This window comes from Methylorubrum sp. POS3, assembly GCF_043352485.1.
Taxonomy (GTDB): Bacteria; Pseudomonadota; Alphaproteobacteria; order Rhizobiales; family Beijerinckiaceae; genus Methylobacterium; species Methylobacterium suomiense.
This window is the reverse complement of record NZ_JAPRBT010000001.1, coordinates 4,781,593-4,798,113: the sequence shown is the minus strand read 5'-3', so window position 1 is coordinate 4,798,113 and position 16,521 is coordinate 4,781,593. Positions and strand designations below refer to the sequence as shown.

Annotated in this window: 18 protein-coding genes; 9 read left to right on the top strand and 9 right to left on the bottom strand. The window is 68.3% G+C overall.

The window, feature by feature from the left end; translation table 11 throughout:
- Positions 1-52: 52 nt before the first annotated feature.
- A complete protein-coding gene (locus tag OWC43_RS22320) occupies positions 53-1,267 on the bottom strand; it encodes a trans-sulfuration enzyme family protein (protein WP_393958371.1) in 1,215 nt (404 codons plus the stop codon).
- 108 nt (positions 1,268-1,375) lie between these two features.
- Between OWC43_RS22320 and OWC43_RS22315 the strand changes: the two genes are divergently transcribed.
- A complete protein-coding gene (locus OWC43_RS22315; RefSeq protein WP_393958370.1) occupies positions 1,376-1,891 on the top strand; it encodes a TspO/MBR family protein in 516 nt (171 codons plus the stop codon).
- A 4-nt stretch (positions 1,892-1,895) separates the two neighbouring features.
- Here the strand turns inward: OWC43_RS22315 and OWC43_RS22310 are convergent, their stop codons facing one another.
- The 3 genes from OWC43_RS22310 to OWC43_RS22300 form a co-directional block, all read right to left on the bottom strand.
- Positions 1,896-2,261: a response regulator gene (locus OWC43_RS22310; protein WP_056243292.1), complete on the bottom strand. Its 366-nt coding sequence runs from the start codon at positions 2,259-2,261 to the stop codon at positions 1,896-1,898.
- A 155-nt stretch (positions 2,262-2,416) separates the two neighbouring features.
- Positions 2,417-2,986, bottom strand: a complete 570-nt coding sequence (gene hpt / locus OWC43_RS22305; protein WP_137829073.1) for a hypoxanthine phosphoribosyltransferase — start codon at positions 2,984-2,986, stop codon at positions 2,417-2,419.
- 98 nt (positions 2,987-3,084) lie between these two features.
- Positions 3,085-3,837, bottom strand: coding sequence for a zinc-ribbon domain-containing protein (locus tag OWC43_RS22300; protein WP_393958369.1), 753 nt, complete (start codon positions 3,835-3,837; stop codon positions 3,085-3,087).
- Positions 3,838-4,086: 249 nt separating this feature from the next.
- Between OWC43_RS22300 and OWC43_RS22295 the strand changes: the two genes are divergently transcribed.
- From OWC43_RS22295 to OWC43_RS22285, 3 genes are all read left to right on the top strand, one after another.
- Positions 4,087-4,722 (top strand): cell division ATP-binding protein FtsE, encoded by a 636-nt coding sequence (locus OWC43_RS22295; RefSeq protein WP_393958620.1) that lies wholly within the window; start codon positions 4,087-4,089, stop codon positions 4,720-4,722.
- A complete protein-coding gene (locus OWC43_RS22290) occupies positions 4,722-5,684 on the top strand; it encodes a cell division protein FtsX (protein ID WP_393958368.1) in 963 nt (320 codons plus the stop codon). Before OWC43_RS22295 ends, OWC43_RS22290 begins: the two co-directional genes overlap by 1 nt.
- A 193-nt stretch (positions 5,685-5,877) precedes the next feature.
- Complete coding sequence (locus OWC43_RS22285) at positions 5,878-6,579, top strand: YdcF family protein (RefSeq protein WP_393958367.1); 702 nt, start codon at positions 5,878-5,880, stop codon at positions 6,577-6,579.
- A 129-nt stretch (positions 6,580-6,708) separates the two neighbouring features.
- Here the strand turns inward: OWC43_RS22285 and OWC43_RS22280 are convergent, their stop codons facing one another.
- Positions 6,709-7,626: a metal ABC transporter substrate-binding protein gene (locus OWC43_RS22280; RefSeq protein WP_393958366.1), complete on the bottom strand. Its 918-nt coding sequence runs from the start codon at positions 7,624-7,626 to the stop codon at positions 6,709-6,711.
- Between the two features lie 302 nt (positions 7,627-7,928).
- Here OWC43_RS22280 and OWC43_RS22275 point away from each other — a divergent pair, with 302 nt between their 5' ends.
- From OWC43_RS22275 to OWC43_RS22260, 4 genes are all read left to right on the top strand, one after another.
- Positions 7,929-8,453, top strand: coding sequence for a Spy/CpxP family protein refolding chaperone (locus OWC43_RS22275; RefSeq protein ID WP_393958365.1), 525 nt, complete (start codon positions 7,929-7,931; stop codon positions 8,451-8,453).
- A gap of 87 nt (positions 8,454-8,540) precedes the next feature.
- Positions 8,541-10,331 carry an ABC transporter ATP-binding protein gene (locus tag OWC43_RS22270; RefSeq protein ID WP_393958364.1) on the top strand — a complete coding sequence of 597 codons (1,791 nt, stop codon included), beginning with the start codon at positions 8,541-8,543 and terminating at the stop codon, positions 10,329-10,331.
- A gap of 114 nt (positions 10,332-10,445) precedes the next feature.
- Entirely contained in the window at positions 10,446-11,486 is a 1,041-nt protein-coding gene (locus tag OWC43_RS22265) for an aldose epimerase family protein (RefSeq protein WP_393958363.1), read from the top strand.
- 60 nt (positions 11,487-11,546) lie between these two features.
- The gene (locus OWC43_RS22260) at positions 11,547-12,098 is read left to right on the top strand and encodes a GbsR/MarR family transcriptional regulator (RefSeq protein WP_137829082.1); all 552 of its coding nucleotides are present in this window, start codon (positions 11,547-11,549) and stop codon (positions 12,096-12,098) included.
- A gap of 20 nt (positions 12,099-12,118) precedes the next feature.
- Here OWC43_RS22260 and rsfS read toward each other — a convergent pair whose 3' ends face one another.
- The 4 genes from rsfS to proB all read right to left on the bottom strand — a co-directional run bounded on the left by rsfS (position 12,119) and on the right by proB (position 15,880).
- The gene (gene rsfS / locus OWC43_RS22255; protein ID WP_308447731.1) at positions 12,119-12,421 is read right to left on the bottom strand and encodes a ribosome silencing factor; all 303 of its coding nucleotides are present in this window, start codon (positions 12,419-12,421) and stop codon (positions 12,119-12,121) included.
- 216 nt (positions 12,422-12,637) lie between these two features.
- Complete coding sequence (locus tag OWC43_RS22250; RefSeq protein ID WP_393958362.1) at positions 12,638-13,222, bottom strand: nicotinate-nucleotide adenylyltransferase; 585 nt, start codon at positions 13,220-13,222, stop codon at positions 12,638-12,640.
- 59 nt (positions 13,223-13,281) lie between these two features.
- On the bottom strand, positions 13,282-14,580 hold the full coding sequence (locus OWC43_RS22245; protein WP_393958360.1) for a glutamate-5-semialdehyde dehydrogenase: 1,299 nt from the start codon (positions 14,578-14,580) through the stop codon (positions 13,282-13,284).
- A 166-nt stretch (positions 14,581-14,746) separates the two neighbouring features.
- On the bottom strand, positions 14,747-15,880 hold the full coding sequence (proB, locus tag OWC43_RS22240) for a glutamate 5-kinase (RefSeq protein WP_137829148.1): 1,134 nt from the start codon (positions 15,878-15,880) through the stop codon (positions 14,747-14,749).
- A 188-nt stretch (positions 15,881-16,068) separates the two neighbouring features.
- Between proB and OWC43_RS22235 the strand changes: the two genes are divergently transcribed.
- Complete coding sequence (locus OWC43_RS22235) at positions 16,069-16,458, top strand: response regulator (protein WP_137829086.1); 390 nt, start codon at positions 16,069-16,071, stop codon at positions 16,456-16,458.
- The last annotated feature ends 63 nt before the right edge of the window (positions 16,459-16,521 follow it).

The following is a 16,521-nucleotide window of genomic DNA, read 5'->3' as shown; positions in this document are numbered from 1 at the left end:
GCACCGGAAGCGACGTCGGACGTGGCCGAGCGCAAAAATCCCGCCGCTACCCTCAGGACGAAGCCGCGCCGTGCAGCGCCTCGTCGAGATCGCGGAACAGGTCGTTCGGATCCTCGATCCCCACCGAGAGGCGCAGGAGGTCGGGCGGGCAGGGGGTGCCGGTGCCCTCGACCGAGGCGCGGTGTTCGATCAGGCTCTCGACGCCCCCGAGCGAGGTCGCCCTCTTCCACAGTCGTACCCGCGCCGCGGTCGCGATCGCTGCGGCCTCACCGCCAGCGACCCGAATCGACAGCATGAAGCCGAAGCCTCCCTGCATCTGCCGCGCCGCCACCGCGTGGCCCGGATGGTCCGCGAGGCCGGGATAGAGCACGGTTCCCACCAAGGGATGACCCGACAGGCGCTCGGCGAGATGCAGCGCTCCGGCACTCTGGGCGCTCACCCGGAGGGGAAGGGTGCGCAGGCCCCGCATCAGCAGATAGGCCTCGAACGGACCGAGGATCGCCCCCCATGTCGCCCGGATGGCGATCAGGCGCTCCCAGAAGGCATCGGGCCGCGCGGCGGCCAGCACCCCGGCCACCACGTCCGAATGGCCGTTCAGGATCTTGGTCGCCGAATGCATCACGAGATCGGCCCCGAGCTCCAGTGGCCGGGTGACGATCGGACTCGACGCGGTGGAATCGACGACGAGCCGCGCACCGGCCGCATGCGCCAACTCCGCGACAGCGGCGAGGTCGACGATGGTGCAGAGCGGGTTGCCCGGGGTCTCGACCCAGACGAGGCGGGTGCGGCCGGGTACGAAAGCGGCGCGGACGGCGTCGCGATCGTCCATCGCCACGAAATCGACTGTGAGGCCGAGCCGGGGCGCTTCCTGCCGCAGCCAGCGCTTCAGGCCCCAATACATCACCTCCGGCGCGATCACGTGGTCGCCCGGAGCGAGCGCACTGAACACCGCCGCCGCCGCCGCCATGCCGGAGCCGAACAACAGCGCGCCGGCCTCCGCCCCTTCCAGGGCGGCGATGACGCCTTCGGCCTCGCGGATCGTGGCGTTGTCGGGCCGGGCATAGGAGAAGCCCGAACGGTAGCCGTTGTCGGCGTCGCGGAGATAGGTGGTCGAGAGGTGGAGCGGCGGCACCACCGCGCGGGTCACGGGATCGATATACCCCATTGCCTGCGCGGCGAGCGTGCGCGGTGACCAGTCGGCGACGTTCAACGCACCGCGTGCATGTCCCGCATCCGGATCGGTCTCGGGCGCGTTGGTCCGGCTCATGGCATCCTCGTCCGGTGCGGCTGGTTGGGGAATCCGTACCCGCCGCCTTGAGGGAAACCCCGCTTCCGGGCAAGGCAGATCATCGATGGACGGAGCATCGCACGGCGCATGACCACCCTTGAGGTTCCCGAGCGGCCGGCCCTGCCGCCGCTGCCCCGCATCGCTGCCGCGATCCTGCCGGTGGTGTTGACCGCGGCGATCGGCTCGTTGGCCACGGGCTCGAATATCGAGACGTGGTACGAGACGATCCGGAAGCCCGCCTTCAACCCGCCGAACTGGCTGTTCCCGGTGGCGTGGACGGTGCTCTACGCGATGATCGCCGTCTCGCTCTGGCGGCTCCTCGGGGCGCGGCCGGTGGTGGGGCCGTCGCGGCGGGCCTGGTGGCTGACGCTCGCCGCGTTCGGGGGCCAACTCGCCCTCAACGCTGCCTGGACTCCGGTCTTTTTCGCTGCCCACGAACTCGGGCTCGCCCTGGTCGTGGCGCTGGCAATGCTCGCCATGATCCTCTGGACGATCCGCCTCTCCTGGCGGTTCGACCGTGCCGCCGCCTTGCTGCTCGTGCCCTACGCCGCCTGGGTCAGCTTCGCCTGCCTGTTGAACGGCGTCATCTGGCAGATGAACTGACGGGTCAGGCCGCCAGCGCTCGCGACACCGTGGAGCGCAGATCGGCGAGGGAGAACGGCTTGGTCAGCACGTCGGTGACGATGGCGTCCAAGCCGCGGGCGCGCTCACGCTGGTCGGCGAAGCCGGTCATCAGCAGGATCGTTAGGTCGGGGTAGTCGCGCTTGGCCGCGAGCGCCAGGGCAATGCCGTCCATCAGCGGCATGCGGATATCGGTGAGCATCAGGTCGAACCCGCCGCCCGCCTCACTCAGACGATCGAGACCGTCGCTGCCGTCGATGGCGGTCACGACGGAATGACCGTCGAGCTCAAGACCCCTTTTGAGGAAGCCGCGCAGCGTGTCCTCGTCATCCACGAGTAGGATGCGCGCCATGATCGGCTGTCCTCTGCCCTTCCTCGGATCGTCGTCGCGTTTCCCGACTGATCAAGCGCGACCGTGGCCTGTCAAGCCCTTGCGCGCGTTCAGGTTCCCTCCGCATCCCTTATGAGCGGAAGTGTCGCTGATTTGTCGGGATAATTCAGACGTCGTCAGGCGCCGCCGAAGAGATCCGGATCGGTGCTCTCGTAATCGACCAGTCCGACGAAGGGGAGTTGGCGGAAGGCGTGGGCCGCGTCCATGCCATAGCCTACCACGAATACATCCGGGCAGGTGAAGCCGACGAAATCCGCGTCGATCGTCACCGCCCGCTTGCCGGGCTTCTCCAGCAGCACCGCGGTGAGGACCCGACGGGCCCCGCGGGCCATCAGCAGATCCTTGGCGAAGACGATGGTGCGGCCCGATTCGAGGATGTCGTCGACGAGGAGGACGTCGCGGCCGCGCACCTCGCTCTGCACATCGCGCAGGATCTCGACCTGCCCCGACGAGACGGTGGAGGTGCGATAGCTCGACAGGTGCACGAACTCGACCTGCGGCGACAAACCGGCCCGGTGCAGCGCCCGCAGCAGGTCGGCGGCGAACATGAAGCTGCCCTTGAGCACGGCCACGACCAGCAGATTGTCGGGCTTGGCCGCGACGATGTCGCTCGCGAGCTCATCGTTCCTTTGGGCGATCGTAGCCTCATCGAACAGGACGCGGACGCGTTTGGATGCAGTGCTCATGCGGACGGAAGAACCTGGGACGCTTGCGGCTGCCGCGGATGGGCGACGTTGCAGAGCAACATAGCATGTGTGGCCCGCTCCGCCACATTCCGGTTCGGTCAGTGATGCGCGGCGGGGGCTGCCGCACTCGCTTCGGCGAAGTGCACCTCGACGCTTCGGCCCTGCGCCGGAGGCGCCGACAGGCTCGCCTTGAAGCGGGCACGCTCGCCGGGCTCCAGGGCGGCGCGGGGGCCGGGGACCGTCCAGCGATAGAGCGATTGGCCGTGTTCGTCGCGAATCTCGACCTCGACCGGCGGGACCGCGACGCGGGTGCGGGCCACGGCGATGAGATCACCCTCCACCACGAGCTGGGCCGGATTGGCGCCGTCGGCCGCGGTCTGGAAGGAGGCGACATCCGAGAAATCGATGCCGCGCAGGTTCACGGCCAGGCCGATACCGGCATAGAGCGCGGCCGTCTGAGGCATGGCCCGCACCACCGTCGCTCGCCCGAGGAGCGCCAGCGGCAGCAGCGCGGCAACGGCCAGACCCGCCGCAAGCGCGGGCGAGAGTCGGCGTGGGCCCGCGCGTTTCGCCGGGCGTGAGGGCTTCGGTGGCGAACGTCGGCGCGGTGCCGGCTCCTCGGCTCGCGCCGCGTCGGCGGGTGGCTCGGGAGCGGGCTTTTCGGCGACCGTAGCCGGTTCGACGGATTCGGCTGCGGGCGACAACTCGGCCAGTATCGCAGCGGCGACGTCGTCCGGACCGATGAACCACGTCTCCCGGCACGCGGCGCAGCGGACGGAGCGACCGGATGCGCCGACCCGATCGGTATCGATGCGGTACTCGCTGGCGCAGGCCGGGCAGACGATCAGCATGGGATAACGCTCGAGGCCGGGGCGGCGGGTTGCCGCGCGCTCGAAAAGGACACAAACGTTCTCCTCGAGTAGGGTTAACCGGCCGTGAAGCCGATTTGGGGCACGCCGCCTCGTCCGTCCCGGGCGAACCATCCCGGGACGATCCGTGACAACATTCGGTGGAGCGTGCGCGCCTTGTCGGCTGGGAAGAACACGGGCAGCCTGCTGTCCGGCGCGGAGGAGCCCGTCGTCCGGTTCGAGAGTGTCGGCATGCGCTACGGTCTCGGACCGGAGGTGCTCTCCGATGCGAGCTTCGAGATCGCCCCCCATTCCTTCCAGTTTCTCACCGGGCCCTCGGGTGCGGGCAAGACCACGCTCCTGCGGCTGATCCTGCTCTCGGTGAAGCCGACCCGGGGCCTCGTCTCGGTCTTCGGCGAGGAAGTGAGCGGCATCTCGAACGAGGCCCTGACCGGTCTTCGGCGCCGGATGGGTGTGGTCTTCCAGGATTTTCGCCTGCTCGATCACCTGACCACTTACGAGAATGTGGCTTTGCCCCTGCGGGTGCAGGAGCGGGCCGAGGCGAGCTACCGGGCCGAGGTCGTCGAATTGCTGCGCTGGGTGGGGCTCGGCGAGCGCATGCATGTGCTGCCGCCGCTCCTGTCGGGCGGTGAGAAGCAGCGCGCCGCCATTGCCCGTGCGCTGATCGCCCGGCCCGAGCTGCTGCTCGCCGACGAACCGACCGGCAACGTCGATCCGAGTCTTGCCCGCCGCCTCCTACGCCTGTTCATGGAGCTGAATCGGCTCGGCACCTCGGTGCTGATCGCCACCCACGATTACGGCCTGATGGACCTCGTCGATGCGCGTCGCATGGTGCTCGGCGAGGGCCGCCTGCGGATCGAGAACTGATGAACGAGGCCCGCCCCCCCGCGTCCTCGCGCCCGGCCGAGGTCGCCGAGCCGCCCTTGCCGGCGAATCTCCGGCGCAACGCTCCTCTGGTGCCGACCGATTCCGCGGCGAGCCGTGCGCTCGCCGCCGTCATCGCCATCCTGACCTTCCTCGCCGCCCTCTGCGCGGGAGCCGCCGAGATCGCCGTTTCGAGTGCGGGGCAGTGGCAGGGCAGCGTCGCCCAGGAGGTGACAATTCAGGTCCGTCCGAGCGCCGGCCGCGACATCGAGGCGGATGTGAAGCGCGCCGAGGCGATCGCCCGCGCCCATACAGGCATCGTCGGCGCCCGCGTTTTCTCCAAGACGGAGTCCGAGCGGCTGCTCGAGCCCTGGCTCGGCAGCGGGCTCGACCTGTCGGATCTGCCGGTGCCGCGCCTGATCGCGCTGACGCTTCCGCCGGATGCGCGTCCCGACCTCGCGACACTGAGGAGCGCGCTGACCGAGGCTCTGCCCGGCGTGGCGAGCCTCGACGACCATGCTCTCTGGCTTCAACGACTGTCCGTCATGGCCAACACGCTGGCGGGGATCGGCATCGGCGTCGTCGCCCTGGTGTTGATCGCCACCGGTCTCGCCGTCGTCTTCGCCACCCGCGGCGCCATGGCCGGAAATCGAGAGGTGGTCGAGGTGCTGCACTTCGTCGGCGCCGACGATGCCTATATCGCCAAGGCTTTCCAGAGCCGCTTCTTTCGCCTGGGCCTTCGTGGCGGTGCGCTCGGGGCGGGCGCGGCGCTTCTCGTCTGCGGGGCGGCCGGACTCGCGGCCCGCATGTGGCGCTCCGGCCCGGCGGGAGAGGAGATCGCGGCCCTGTTCGGCACGTTCCAGATCGGTTGGCAGGGCTACGCCGTCATCGTGATGATCGGTGCCATCGCGTCCGTCGTCACCGCGCTCGTCTCGCGGGTGACGGTGCGGCACTTCCTGCGCTGATCAGACCGATGGCATTAACCTTTCGTCAAGCATTGAGGGTCGAATCTCCGTCACCGTGATACCGCAATGAGACGTTGTCCTATCGCCCATGTCCGCGCGAACGCCACGTCAGACGTCGGCCGACGCCCTGGTCCTGAAACCCCGGGACGCTCTCGGCTGGTCTTGGTCGCCGCCAGCGCCGGCCGCGAAGCGGATGTCTGACGCGCGCAAACCGGCTTGGCGCCGTGTCCTCCTGCGGCTGACACTGGGGCTCGGTTTTCTGGGCGCGCTGGCACTCACCGGCGGCTTTCTCGCCTTCGTCACCGCGATCGAACGGGCCGAACGCCCACCGACCGGCCGGGCCGACGCCATCGTCGTCATGACCGGTGGATCTCAACGCATCGGCGATGCCATCGATCTGCTGGCGAGCGGCCACGGCCGACGGCTGCTGATCTCCGGGGTCAACGAGCGCACCAGTCGCGACGAGATCGCCCGCCTCAATCCGAACCAGCAGCACTGGATCGATTGCTGCATCGATCTCGACTACCGGGCGCGCAACACCATCGGCAACGCGATCGAGACACGGCGCTGGATGCGCCGTCACCGCTTCGGCAGCATCGCCGTGGTGACCTCGAACTACCACATGCCGCGCACCCTGGTGGAACTGCACCATGCGCTCGACGAGGATGAGACGGTCATCCCCTATCCCGTCGTGTCCGACGGCTTCGACATCTCGCGCTGGTGGGCCGACCCGGCCGCAGCTCGGCTCGTCGGGGCCGAGTATCTGAAGTTCCTGGTCGCTTGGCTGCGCACGAAGGTCGAGTCCGACCCGGAGCAATCGCATTTCGCGGTGCTGGTCGGCCGCCGCAAGCCGATCAAGATGGTGGCCGAGCACCTGATGCGTGAGACGAACTGAACTGGTCGTCGTTGCGCGAATACCGGATCGAGCGGCTCGCCCGCGGCATGGGCAGGACACCGCCGGCTCGCATGGTCTGGTCTCGGTGGGGCTCTCTCGTCGCGGCGACCGAACGGGCCCAACCGATCGTCAGCTGAGCGCCTCACGAAACGCCCTCAGGTTCGAGCGCATCATGTCCAGATAGGTCGGCGCCGAGCCGCTCGGACCACTGAGAGCGTCCGAGAACAATCGGCCGCCGACCTTGGCGCCGCTCTCACGGGCGATCTGCTGCATCAGGCGTGGATCGGCGATGCTCTCGACGAAGACGGCTGGAATCTTGTCGCGGCGGATCTGACGAATGATGCGGGCGACGTCCTTCGGCCCCGCCTCGCTGTTGGTCGAGATGCCTTGCGGTGCCAGGAAGCGGAGACCGTAAGCCGCCGCGTAGTAGCCGAAGGAATCGTGGGTCGTGATCACGCGGCGCTGACTCTCGGGAATCTGCGACAATGCCGTGCGAATCTCGTTCTCGAGAGCGTCCAGCTGCGCGCGATAGGCTTCGGCCCGCGCAGCGTAATCCGTGGCGTGATCCGGATCGGCCTTGGCCAGGGCATCGCGGATGTTGATGACGTAGATCTTCACGTTGGCCACGCTCTGCCACGCATGCGGGTCAGGATGCTCGCCGGCTTCAGCGCCATGGGTATGATCGTGGTCGTGATCTTCACTGGCCGGGATCGTCGTGATGCCGTGCGACGCCGTGACGACCGGCGCCTTGGTGCCGGAGGCTCGGATCAGACGCTCGATCCAGCCCTCGAAGCCAAGACCGTTGACGACCACGAGATCGGCCTCGGCCACGCGGCGCGCATCACCGGGCGCCGGGCTGTAGCCGTGTGCGTCGGCGTCCGGTCCGACGAGACTCGTCACCGTAACCCGCTCGCCGCCGACCTGCGTGACGAGATCGGCCAGGATCGAGAAGGTCGCCACCACTTTCAGCTTGGCTTCGCCAGCCGCCGCGGCAACTGGCACGAGTGCCACCAGCACGACGAGGATCCTCAACAGCGCCCGACTCATTCCATCCACCCCCGATCAAGGTGGGTCCGCCATAATGTAACATTATCACATCGCCAAGGCGCAAAGCCCGATGCGCACGGCAATCGCGCACAGCGGATGCCGAGAGCGGAACAGCGGCAAAGCTCGGAGGCTGCGTGCAAATCCTGAGGCGCTGAGCCGATTGAAGTGAGCAAGGACGCTCCGGGCCCCGCACCGGTTCGGCGAACATGGACAACCTGTCATGTGACGGACACGCTGCGGTGAGGCGAGCTTGTCCATTCTTATCGGTTCGGGGGAAGGCACTGACGGGATGGAGGAGATCCATGCTGAAACGTAGGTTGGTGGGCATTGTCGCCCTGGCCTTCGCCGGGATCGGTACGGCGGCTCTGGCACAGACTTTCCCTCAGCCCGGTGGACGGTCGGATCCGTTCGCCCGTGGCCATTGGCAGGGACGCTGGAATGCCTTGTCGCCCGAGGATCGGGCAGCCTTCGCCGATGCCCGCATTGCGGCCTTGCGGGCCGGTTTGAAGCTCACGCCTGACCAAGAGAAGTTGTGGCCGCCGGTCGAGGCTGCGATTCGCGATCTCGCCAAGCAGCGCGACGCGCAACGAGCGGCCCGACGCGAGCGCGGACGCATGGTGGACGACGCCCCGGGCGCCCTGCGCGGCATGGCAGACGCGGCTACGGCCCGCGGCGAGGCGCTCCGCAAGCTGGCCGATGCCACCGCACCGCTCTTCGCCACCCTCGACGACAGCCAGAAGCGTCGCGCCATGGTGCTGGCCCGGCCTCTCCGACCCGGCGGCGAGGGCCGCGGCTGGCATCACCGCCACGGTCATGATCGCGACTAGGTCGCACCGCGCTTGATCCGCAGCCGCTGCGGCGGCAAACACCGCGGGGAGTCGGGCGAACGCCCCGCGGACACGATACGGATCGAAATGGCGCGCCGGCCGCTCCTGAGGGGCGACACCCTTCCCCTGCTCGGCCGGGTCTGGCGCGAATGGCTCTCCCCGCATCGCGGCACGCTCGCCGTCGTGCTGGTGCTGATCGCCTTGGTCGGCGCAGCCACTGGTCTCTACCCGGTCCTCATCAAGGCGGCCTTCGACGCATTCGACCACAAGGACGCATCGGGCTTGGCCTATGGTCCCCTCGTCGTCATCGCGGTGACGTCGGTGCGCGGGTTCGCCCTGTTCGGCCAGACCGTGCTGACGAACCGTGTCGTCACGCGCGTGGAGGCGGACATGCAGGCCGCCCTCTACGCCCATCTGATCGACGCCGATCTGGCGCAGTTGGGCCGAGAGAGTCCCGCCGCCTTCACCCAGCGCTTCACCACCGACTTCGCCTTCATCAAGGAGGCGCTCACCCGTATCTCGACCGTGCTCCTGCGCGATCTCGCCATGCTGATCGCGCTGGTGATCGCGCTGGTCTGGATGGACCCGCTGCTGACGCTCGCGGCCGCCGTCACGGTGCCCTTCGTCGCCGGGCCGATCGGCAAGGTCGGCAAGAAGCTGCGCCGGGTTTCGACCACGACCCAGGAACAGATGGGCCGAACCGCCAGCCTCATCACCGAAAGTCTTCAGGGTGCGCGCGTGGCCAAGACCTATGCGCTGGAAGGCTATCTCAAGGACCGCGCGGCGGGCGCCCTCGACGAGGTACGTCGCCTCAAGATGAAGGCCGCCAATGCCCGCGGACGGCTCGACCCGCTGCTCGAAGTCGGCGGCGGCGTCGCCGTCGCCGGCGTGCTGGTGCTCGTCGGTCAGCGGGTCATGTCGGGGGACCGGACGGTCGGCGATTTCACCGGCTACGTGACCGCTCTGCTCCTCGCGGCGCAGCCAGCACGGGCCCTCGGCACCCTCAACGCGATCCTTCAGGAAGCGGCGGCCGCGCTCAGCCGCTACTTCGCCCTGATGGACGAGGCGCCCACGATCCGTGAGAAGCCCGACGCGAAGCCGCTGACCGTCACCCGCGGCGAGATCCGCTTCGAGGCCGTGCAGTTCCGCTATCGGGCGGATGCCCCGGCGCTGGAGGGCATCGATCTCGTCGTCCCCGCCGGTGATACCACGGCGCTGGTCGGGCGCTCGGGCTCCGGCAAATCCTCGCTCCTCAACCTCGTGCCGCGGCTCCACGACGTCAGTGCCGGCCGGGTGCTGATCGACGGGGTCGATCTGCGCGACGTGACGCTGGCCTCGCTTCGGGCCAATGTCGCCGTGGTGTCGCAAGAGGTGGTGCTGTTCGATGACACGATCGCGGCCAATATCGGCTTCGGTCGTCCCAACGCTTCCCAGGCGGAGATCGAGGCCGCCGCCCGTGCCGCCGCGGCTCACGGTTTCATCGAGCGGCTGACCGAGGGCTACGCGTTCCGCGTCGGTCCGGGCGGGGGGCGTCTGTCCGGCGGGGAGCGCCAGCGCATCTCCCTGGCCCGCGCCTTTCTCAAGGACGCGCCGATCCTGCTCCTCGACGAGGCGACCTCGGCGCTCGATTCGGAGTCGGAGCATCTGGTGCAGGAGGCGTTGGAACGCCTGATGCGGGGCCGCACCACCCTCGTCATCGCCCATCGTCTCTCGACCGTGCGGGAGGCGGGTCGCATTGCCGTGTTGGAAGCGGGCCGCGTGGTCGAGATCGGCCGACACCGAGACCTGGTCGCGGCCGGTGGCGCCTATGCACGGCTCCACCGGCTGCAATTGTCGGACGATACGGGTCCCGACCCACACGACGCGGCGATGGCGTGAACCGCTCAGGCGTGAAACGGCTGGGCCGGGCAAGTTTCCCTTCGCAGAAAATGATGCCGCCTCTGCCACCGGCTGGAGTCTCGCGCGTATCCCTCGCGGACGAGGACACGCTGCATGACATCGGAACTCTTCGGACGGACCGCCGCAGGCGAACCGGTGACGCGCCATGCGCTCACCCGGGGGACAATGCGCGTCGAGATCATCACCTACGGCGCCGCCATCACGGCCGTCGAGGTGCCGGCGCGCGACGGGACGAGGGCGAACGTCGTGCTCGCGCTCGGCTCGGTCGAAGCCTACGAGACCCTCAGCCCGCATTTCGGTGCGGTGGCGGGCCGCTACGCCAACCGCATCGCTGGCGGGACCTTCACGATCGACGGGCATCGCTACACCCTGCCCATCAATGCGGCGCCGAACACGTTGCATGGCGGACCGAACGGGTTCGGTAAGCGCAATTGGCGCGTGGTGGCCGAGGAGCCCACCCGATTGGCGCTCGCCCGCCGCTCCCCGGACGGCGAAGAGGGTTTTCCGGGCAATCTCGACGTCGAGGTGATCTACAGCCTACCGGACGAGGGCCTTCTCCGTCTCGATTATCGGGCTTGGAGCGACCGTCCCACCATTCTGAACCTGACCAACCACAGCTACTTCAATCTCGCGGGTGAGGGCGCAGGCGACGTGTTCGACCACGAAGTCGAGATCGCCGCCGACGCCTTCACGCCGACCGACGGGACGCAGGTGCCGACCGGCGAGATCCGACCGGTCGAGGGCACGCCGTTCGACTTCCGCACACCGACACCGCTCGGCGCCCGGATCCGGACGGGCGACCCGCAGATCGTGATCGCCAAGGGCTACGACCACAATTTCGTGCTGCGCGGTCCCGTCGACACCTTGCGTCCGGCGGCACGCTGCACGCATCCGGCGAGTGGGAGACGGCTCGACGTCGCCACGACGCAGCCCGGTCTGCAGCTCTATACCGGCAACAATCTCGACGGCACGCTGGTCGGTCCATCCGGACAGACCTACCGCTCCGGGGACGGCGTCTGTTTTGAGACGCAGGGATTTCCCGACGCGCCCAACAAGCCCGGTTTCCCCAGCGCGATCCTGCGACCGGGACAGCGCTTCGTATCGAGTACGACTTATCGTTTCTCTGTGGCTTGACGAGCAGCTCAAGCGGGAAAACTGCTTGACAAAGAGCTATCGAATTCTGACATTTCAGTCATGCCAGAAATTCCGGACCGCCCGACGACATTGCCCGCTGCGGTCGAGCGCTTCGTGCTGCACTGGGGTGATCTCGGCGGGCAATGGGGCGTGAATCGCTCCGTCGCGCAGATCCATGCCCTGCTGTACCTATCGGACCGTCCGCTGGCAGCCGAGGATATCGCCGGAACGCTCGGCATCGCCCGTTCGAACGTCTCGACCTCTCTCAAGGAATTGGCTGGCTGGAACTTGATTCGGCGCGTGCCGGTCCTGGGAGAGCGGCGCGATTTCTACGTCGCCGAGACGGATCTCTGGGAGATGGTCACGCGCATCGCCGCAGGACGGAAGGAGAGGGAAATCGATCCGGCTATCGCGGCGCTCCGTGCCTGCGTGGCTGAGGCGGAGGGCGATCCGACGGTCGGGGCGGTGGCCGGACGGCGTCTCAAGGTCATGCTGGAGTTCACCGAAACGCTCGACGGCTGGTACGCGCAGATGCTGCGGATACCCCACAACACCTTGGCCAAGCTGATCCGGCTCGGCGCCGGCATCGTTCGGTACCTGCCGGTGCGATAGACGCGAGCGATCCGCGGGGCTCAGCCCGCGAGCAGTGCCCCGGTCGGGCGGTCGGCGCCCCAGATCTTCTCGAGATTGTAGAAGCCGCGTACTTCGGGGCGGAAGATGTGGACCAGCACATCGCCCGCGTCGATGAGCACCCAATCGCAGGCCGGCAAGCCTTCGACGCGGGCATTGCCGAAGCCCTGGTTCTTCATCTCTTGGATGATCTTGTCGGCGATCGAACCGACATGGCGCTGCGAGCGACCTGAAGCGATGATCATCGTGTCGGCGAGCGAGGTCTTGCCGACGAGGTCGATTTCGACGGTCTCTTCCGCCTTCATCTCGTCGAGGCAGCCGAGGGCAAGGGCCTTGAGGGCGCCGGACACGGCGGCCTGGGCATCGGAGCCTGCGGCTCCCTGTTGAAGCGTTGAAGTCAGTGTCTCGGTTCCCGCGCAAGGACGGCCCGTGGCGACATCGCCACCCCATTGAAATTGGCGGCTTTCGCGGAGCTTTTCAAGTTTGCAGAATGCCCTAGTGCCCCGTGTGACGGGACGGCGTCAACACGCGCGTGACGCTGAACGGGCGCGTTCGGCCCGCAGGGCTGTCGAGGAAAGCTCGGAACGGGGGCCGTGAAGGAACACCCAGGCGGGCGGTTCACGGAACGGGAGCGTCGCCGCGTCGGATTCGCGAACACGAGCGGCGGCGAGGCGATGCGCGGCACGGGCACTCAGCGGCGTCATCGTGTGACCGGGACGATCGATCACCGCGATCGGCATCAAGGTCGCAATCGCCTCGAAGTGGCGCCAGCGGTGGAAGCTCCCAAGGGAATCGGCGCCCATGATCCAGACGAAGCGGAGATCGGGACGTCGGCGGCGCAGCCAGCGCAGGAGATCGACGGTGTAGCGGCTACCGATGGCCGCCTCGAAGCCGGTCACATCGATGCGCGGATCGGTGGCGATGGCGCGCGCTTGGGCGATGCGTTCAGGCAGCGGCGCCAGCTGGCCGGGATCCTTGAGCGGATTGCCGGGGCTGACGAGCCACCACACCCGGTCGAGCCGCAAACGCCGTAGGGCGGTGCGGCTGACATGGAGGTGTCCCGCATGGGCCGGGTTGAACGAACCGCCGTAGAGGCCGATCCGCAATCCCCCCGGCGCCGGGGGAGGGACGTCCGTGCGCAGCGTCGCCTGCCGTCAGTGCCGGCTCACGGGCGGGTCTGGCCGCTGCCGTGGACGCGATACTTGAAGGTCGTGAGCTGCTCGACGCCGACAGGGCCACGGGCATGCATCCGCCCCGTGGCAATGCCGATCTCCGCGCCGAAACCGAACTCGCCGCCATCGGCGAATTGGGTCGAGGCGTTGTGGGCGACGATGGCCGAATCGACCTCGTTGAGGAAGCGGGTCGCTGCTTCGGTATCGTCGGTGATGATCGCATCGGTGTGGTGCGATCCATGGGACTCGATATGGGCGATGGCGGCATCCAAGCCATCGACCACGCGGGCCGAGATGATGGCATCGAGATACTCGGTCCGCCAATCGGCGTCGTTCGCCGGCGTCACCCTCGGATCGACCGCGCGGACGGCCTCGTCGCCGCGCACGGCGCAACCGGATTCGAGCAGCGCCTCGACCAGCGGCTTTAAGTGGGTTTCGGCGACCGCTGCATCGACCAGCAGCGTCTCGGCGGCGCCGCAGATGCCGGTGCGACGCATCTTGCTGTTCAGCAGGACCGTCCGGGCCATGTCCAGATCGGCGCCTTCCGCCACGTAGACGTGGCAGATCCCGTCGAGATGGGCGAAGACCGGCACCTTGGCCTCGGACTGGACGCGCTCGACCAAGCTGCGACCACCGCGGGGCACGATCACGTCGACGCAGCCATTCAGGCCCGTCAGCATCAGGCCGACCGCCGCGCGGTCCCGCGTCGGCACCAATTGGATCGCGTCGGCGGGCAGGCCGGAGCGGGCCAGTCCCTCGCTCATCGCGCGGGCAAGGGCGGTTGCGGTCCGATGGGAATCGGAGCCCGCCCGCAGGATCGCCGCGTTTCCGGCCTTGAGGCAGAGGGCACCGGCATCCGCCGTGACGTTGGGGCGGCTCTCGAAGATCACGCCGACGACACCGAGCGGCACCGAGATCCGCTCGATCAAGAGGCCGTTGGGCCGCTCGAAGGCGGCCAGCTGGCGACCGACCGGATCCGGAAGGGCCGCGACCTTTTCCACCGCATCGGCGATGGCCGTGACGCGGGCCTCGTCGAGGGTCAACCGGTCGATGATTGCGGCGGTCTGACCCGCCGCCTTGGCGGCGCTGACGTCGCGGGCATTCTCGCGCAGGATCGCCGGTGCGGCGCTCCGGATGCTCTCGGCGACGGCGCGCAGGGCCAGATCCTTGGCTTGCGCCGAGGCCAGCGCGATGCCGCGGCTCGCGGCGCGGGCGCGTCGACCGATCTCGGCCATCTGGGTCGCGAGGTCGTCGGCATCCGCAAAATCGGATTTGAGATTCAGGACCGGCACCTTCCCGCTTCCCCGATGATCATTCCATGAGGTCCATATGGATCTCGAACCGCCCCTTTGCACAACCTCAGGGGTACGAACAAGCGCGTAAGACAGATCTCAGGCACGATAGTTCATCGCGCCGTATGGCAGGGGGATGCCCAGAGTGACGGTGCGCGACCGACTCTCAGGCCCCGGCCATGGCAAGATCGTCCCGATGAATCATTTCGGTACGACCGGGCTGAAGCGTATTCAGCGCGATTTCGCGGCTCGACCGTCCGATGATGGCCGCAGCTTCGGCGCTGTCGTAATTGACGAGGCCCCGGCCGAGGACACGCCCCTCCGGCCCGCGGATCAGTACGGCGTCGCCCTTGGCGAAGCGGCCCTCGACGGCCGTGACGCCGACCGGCAGAAGGCTGGCGCCGCCCTGTAGGGCCTGAGCCGCCCCCGCATCGACGACCAGCGTCCCCGACGGTTCGAGCGCTCCGGCAATCCAGGTCTTGCGCGCGGCGGTCGGGGTCGAGCCCGAGAGGAACCACGTGCAGCGGCCGCCCTCCCGGATGCTGCGCAGGGGATTCTTTCCACGCCCGTCGGCGATGACCATGTGGGTGCCGCCGCTGGCCGCGATCTTGGCCGCCTCGACCTTCGTCCGCATCCCGCCGCGCGACAGTTCCGAGGCGGGGCCGCCGGCCATCGCCTCGATCTCGGGGGTGACGCGGTCGACCACGGGCAGATGCCGTGCCGTCGGATCGGTATGGGGCGGGGCGGTGTAGAGCCCGTCGATGTCGGAGAACAGCACCAGCACGTCGGCGCCGATCATGGTGGCGACGCGTGCCGCGAGGCGGTCATTGTCGCCGTAGCGGATCTCGATGGTCGCGACCGTGTCGTTCTCGTTGACCACGGGGACGGCGCGCACTTCCAGGAGCTTCTGCACGGTGGCGCGGGCGTTGAGATAGCGGCGGCGCTCCTCCGTATCTTTCGGCGTCACCAGCACTTGGCCCGCGATGATGCCGTGATGGCCCAGAACCTCGGTCCAGTGGCGTGCGAGCGCGATCTGCCCGACGGCGGCGGAAGCTTGGCTCTCCTCCAGGCGCAGCGGTCCCGGGGGCAGCCCCAGCACCGTGCGGCCGAGGGCGATGGCGCCGGATGAGACGACAAGGACATCGACCCCGCGGGCATGCAGGTCGGCGATGTCCTCGGCCAGGGCGGCGAGCCAGGCGTGACGCAGACGGCCCCGGGCACTGTCGACGAGCAGGGCGGAGCCGACCTTGACGACGACGCGGCGGAACTCTTCGAGGGCAGGCGGTTGAGGCACGGTCATGGCGAGGCGGTGTCGGAGATCGTGGTTCCTGTGCCCGAACCGAGCGGCCTTGACCAGACGGCCGGGGCGCATGGGTGCCGCCTCCGTACCGGACGACCCGGTTTTCCCTTCCCGACACAAACCCTCTACAACGCGGTGCGATCACGCTTGCCGCCTTTCGGGCCGGCGTCGCTGGCGGGAGAGTGCCGTTGTCCGAGAGCCACGTCCGAGAAAGCGCCCTCCAGGGGCGCCGCGTGCTCGTGGTCGAGGACGATTACTTTTGGGCGGACGAGCTGAGCGCGGGCCTGCGCCGTGTCGGCGTCGCGGTGCTGGGCCCCACGGGTACCATTACGTCGGCCCTGGACCTGCTCGCGCCGGAACCCGATCTCGATGCGGCGGTGATCGATATGAATCTTCGGGGCGAACGCGCCGATCCGGTGGCCGACCGACTCCTCGAACTGGGCGTGCCGGTCCTGCTCGTGACCGGCTACGAGACGGCCACGTTGTCGCCGGCCTACGCCGCGCTGCCTTGCCTCGAGAAACCGGTCGGGCTCGGCCCCGTCCTGGCAGCCCTGGGCCGATTGCTGCCCCCGGTTTGATTCGGTCCGGGATCGTAAGCGCTATCCGCCGATGCAGCTTTCCCGCTTGTCATCGAGCGGATC

Bases quoted from the DNA above. Each gene is read 5' to 3' on its own strand.
- OWC43_RS22320 (WP_393958371.1), bottom strand. From the start codon at position 1,267: ATGAGCCGGACCAACGCGCCCGAGACCGATCCGGATGCGGGACATGCA.
- OWC43_RS22315 (WP_393958370.1), top strand. From the start codon at position 1,376: ATGACCACCCTTGAGGTTCCCGAGCGGCCGGCCCTGCCGCCGCTGCCC.
- OWC43_RS22310 (WP_056243292.1), bottom strand. From the start codon at position 2,261: ATGGCGCGCATCCTACTCGTGGATGACGAGGACACGCTGCGCGGCTTC.
- hpt (WP_137829073.1), bottom strand. From the start codon at position 2,986: ATGAGCACTGCATCCAAACGCGTCCGCGTCCTGTTCGATGAGGCTACG.
- OWC43_RS22300 (WP_393958369.1), bottom strand. From the start codon at position 3,837: ATGCTGATCGTCTGCCCGGCCTGCGCCAGCGAGTACCGCATCGATACC.
- OWC43_RS22295 (WP_393958620.1), top strand. From the start codon at position 4,087: ATGCGCTACGGTCTCGGACCGGAGGTGCTCTCCGATGCGAGCTTCGAG.
- OWC43_RS22290 (WP_393958368.1), top strand. From the start codon at position 4,722: ATGAACGAGGCCCGCCCCCCCGCGTCCTCGCGCCCGGCCGAGGTCGCC.
- OWC43_RS22285 (WP_393958367.1), top strand. From the start codon at position 5,878: ATGTCTGACGCGCGCAAACCGGCTTGGCGCCGTGTCCTCCTGCGGCTG.
- OWC43_RS22280 (WP_393958366.1), bottom strand. From the start codon at position 7,626: ATGAGTCGGGCGCTGTTGAGGATCCTCGTCGTGCTGGTGGCACTCGTG.
- OWC43_RS22275 (WP_393958365.1), top strand. From the start codon at position 7,929: ATGCTGAAACGTAGGTTGGTGGGCATTGTCGCCCTGGCCTTCGCCGGG.
- OWC43_RS22270 (WP_393958364.1), top strand. From the start codon at position 8,541: ATGGCGCGCCGGCCGCTCCTGAGGGGCGACACCCTTCCCCTGCTCGGC.
- OWC43_RS22265 (WP_393958363.1), top strand. From the start codon at position 10,446: ATGACATCGGAACTCTTCGGACGGACCGCCGCAGGCGAACCGGTGACG.
- OWC43_RS22260 (WP_137829082.1), top strand. From the start codon at position 11,547: ATGCCAGAAATTCCGGACCGCCCGACGACATTGCCCGCTGCGGTCGAG.
- rsfS (WP_308447731.1), bottom strand. From the start codon at position 12,421: ATGAAGGCGGAAGAGACCGTCGAAATCGACCTCGTCGGCAAGACCTCG.
- proB (WP_137829148.1), bottom strand. From the start codon at position 15,880: ATGACCGTGCCTCAACCGCCTGCCCTCGAAGAGTTCCGCCGCGTCGTC.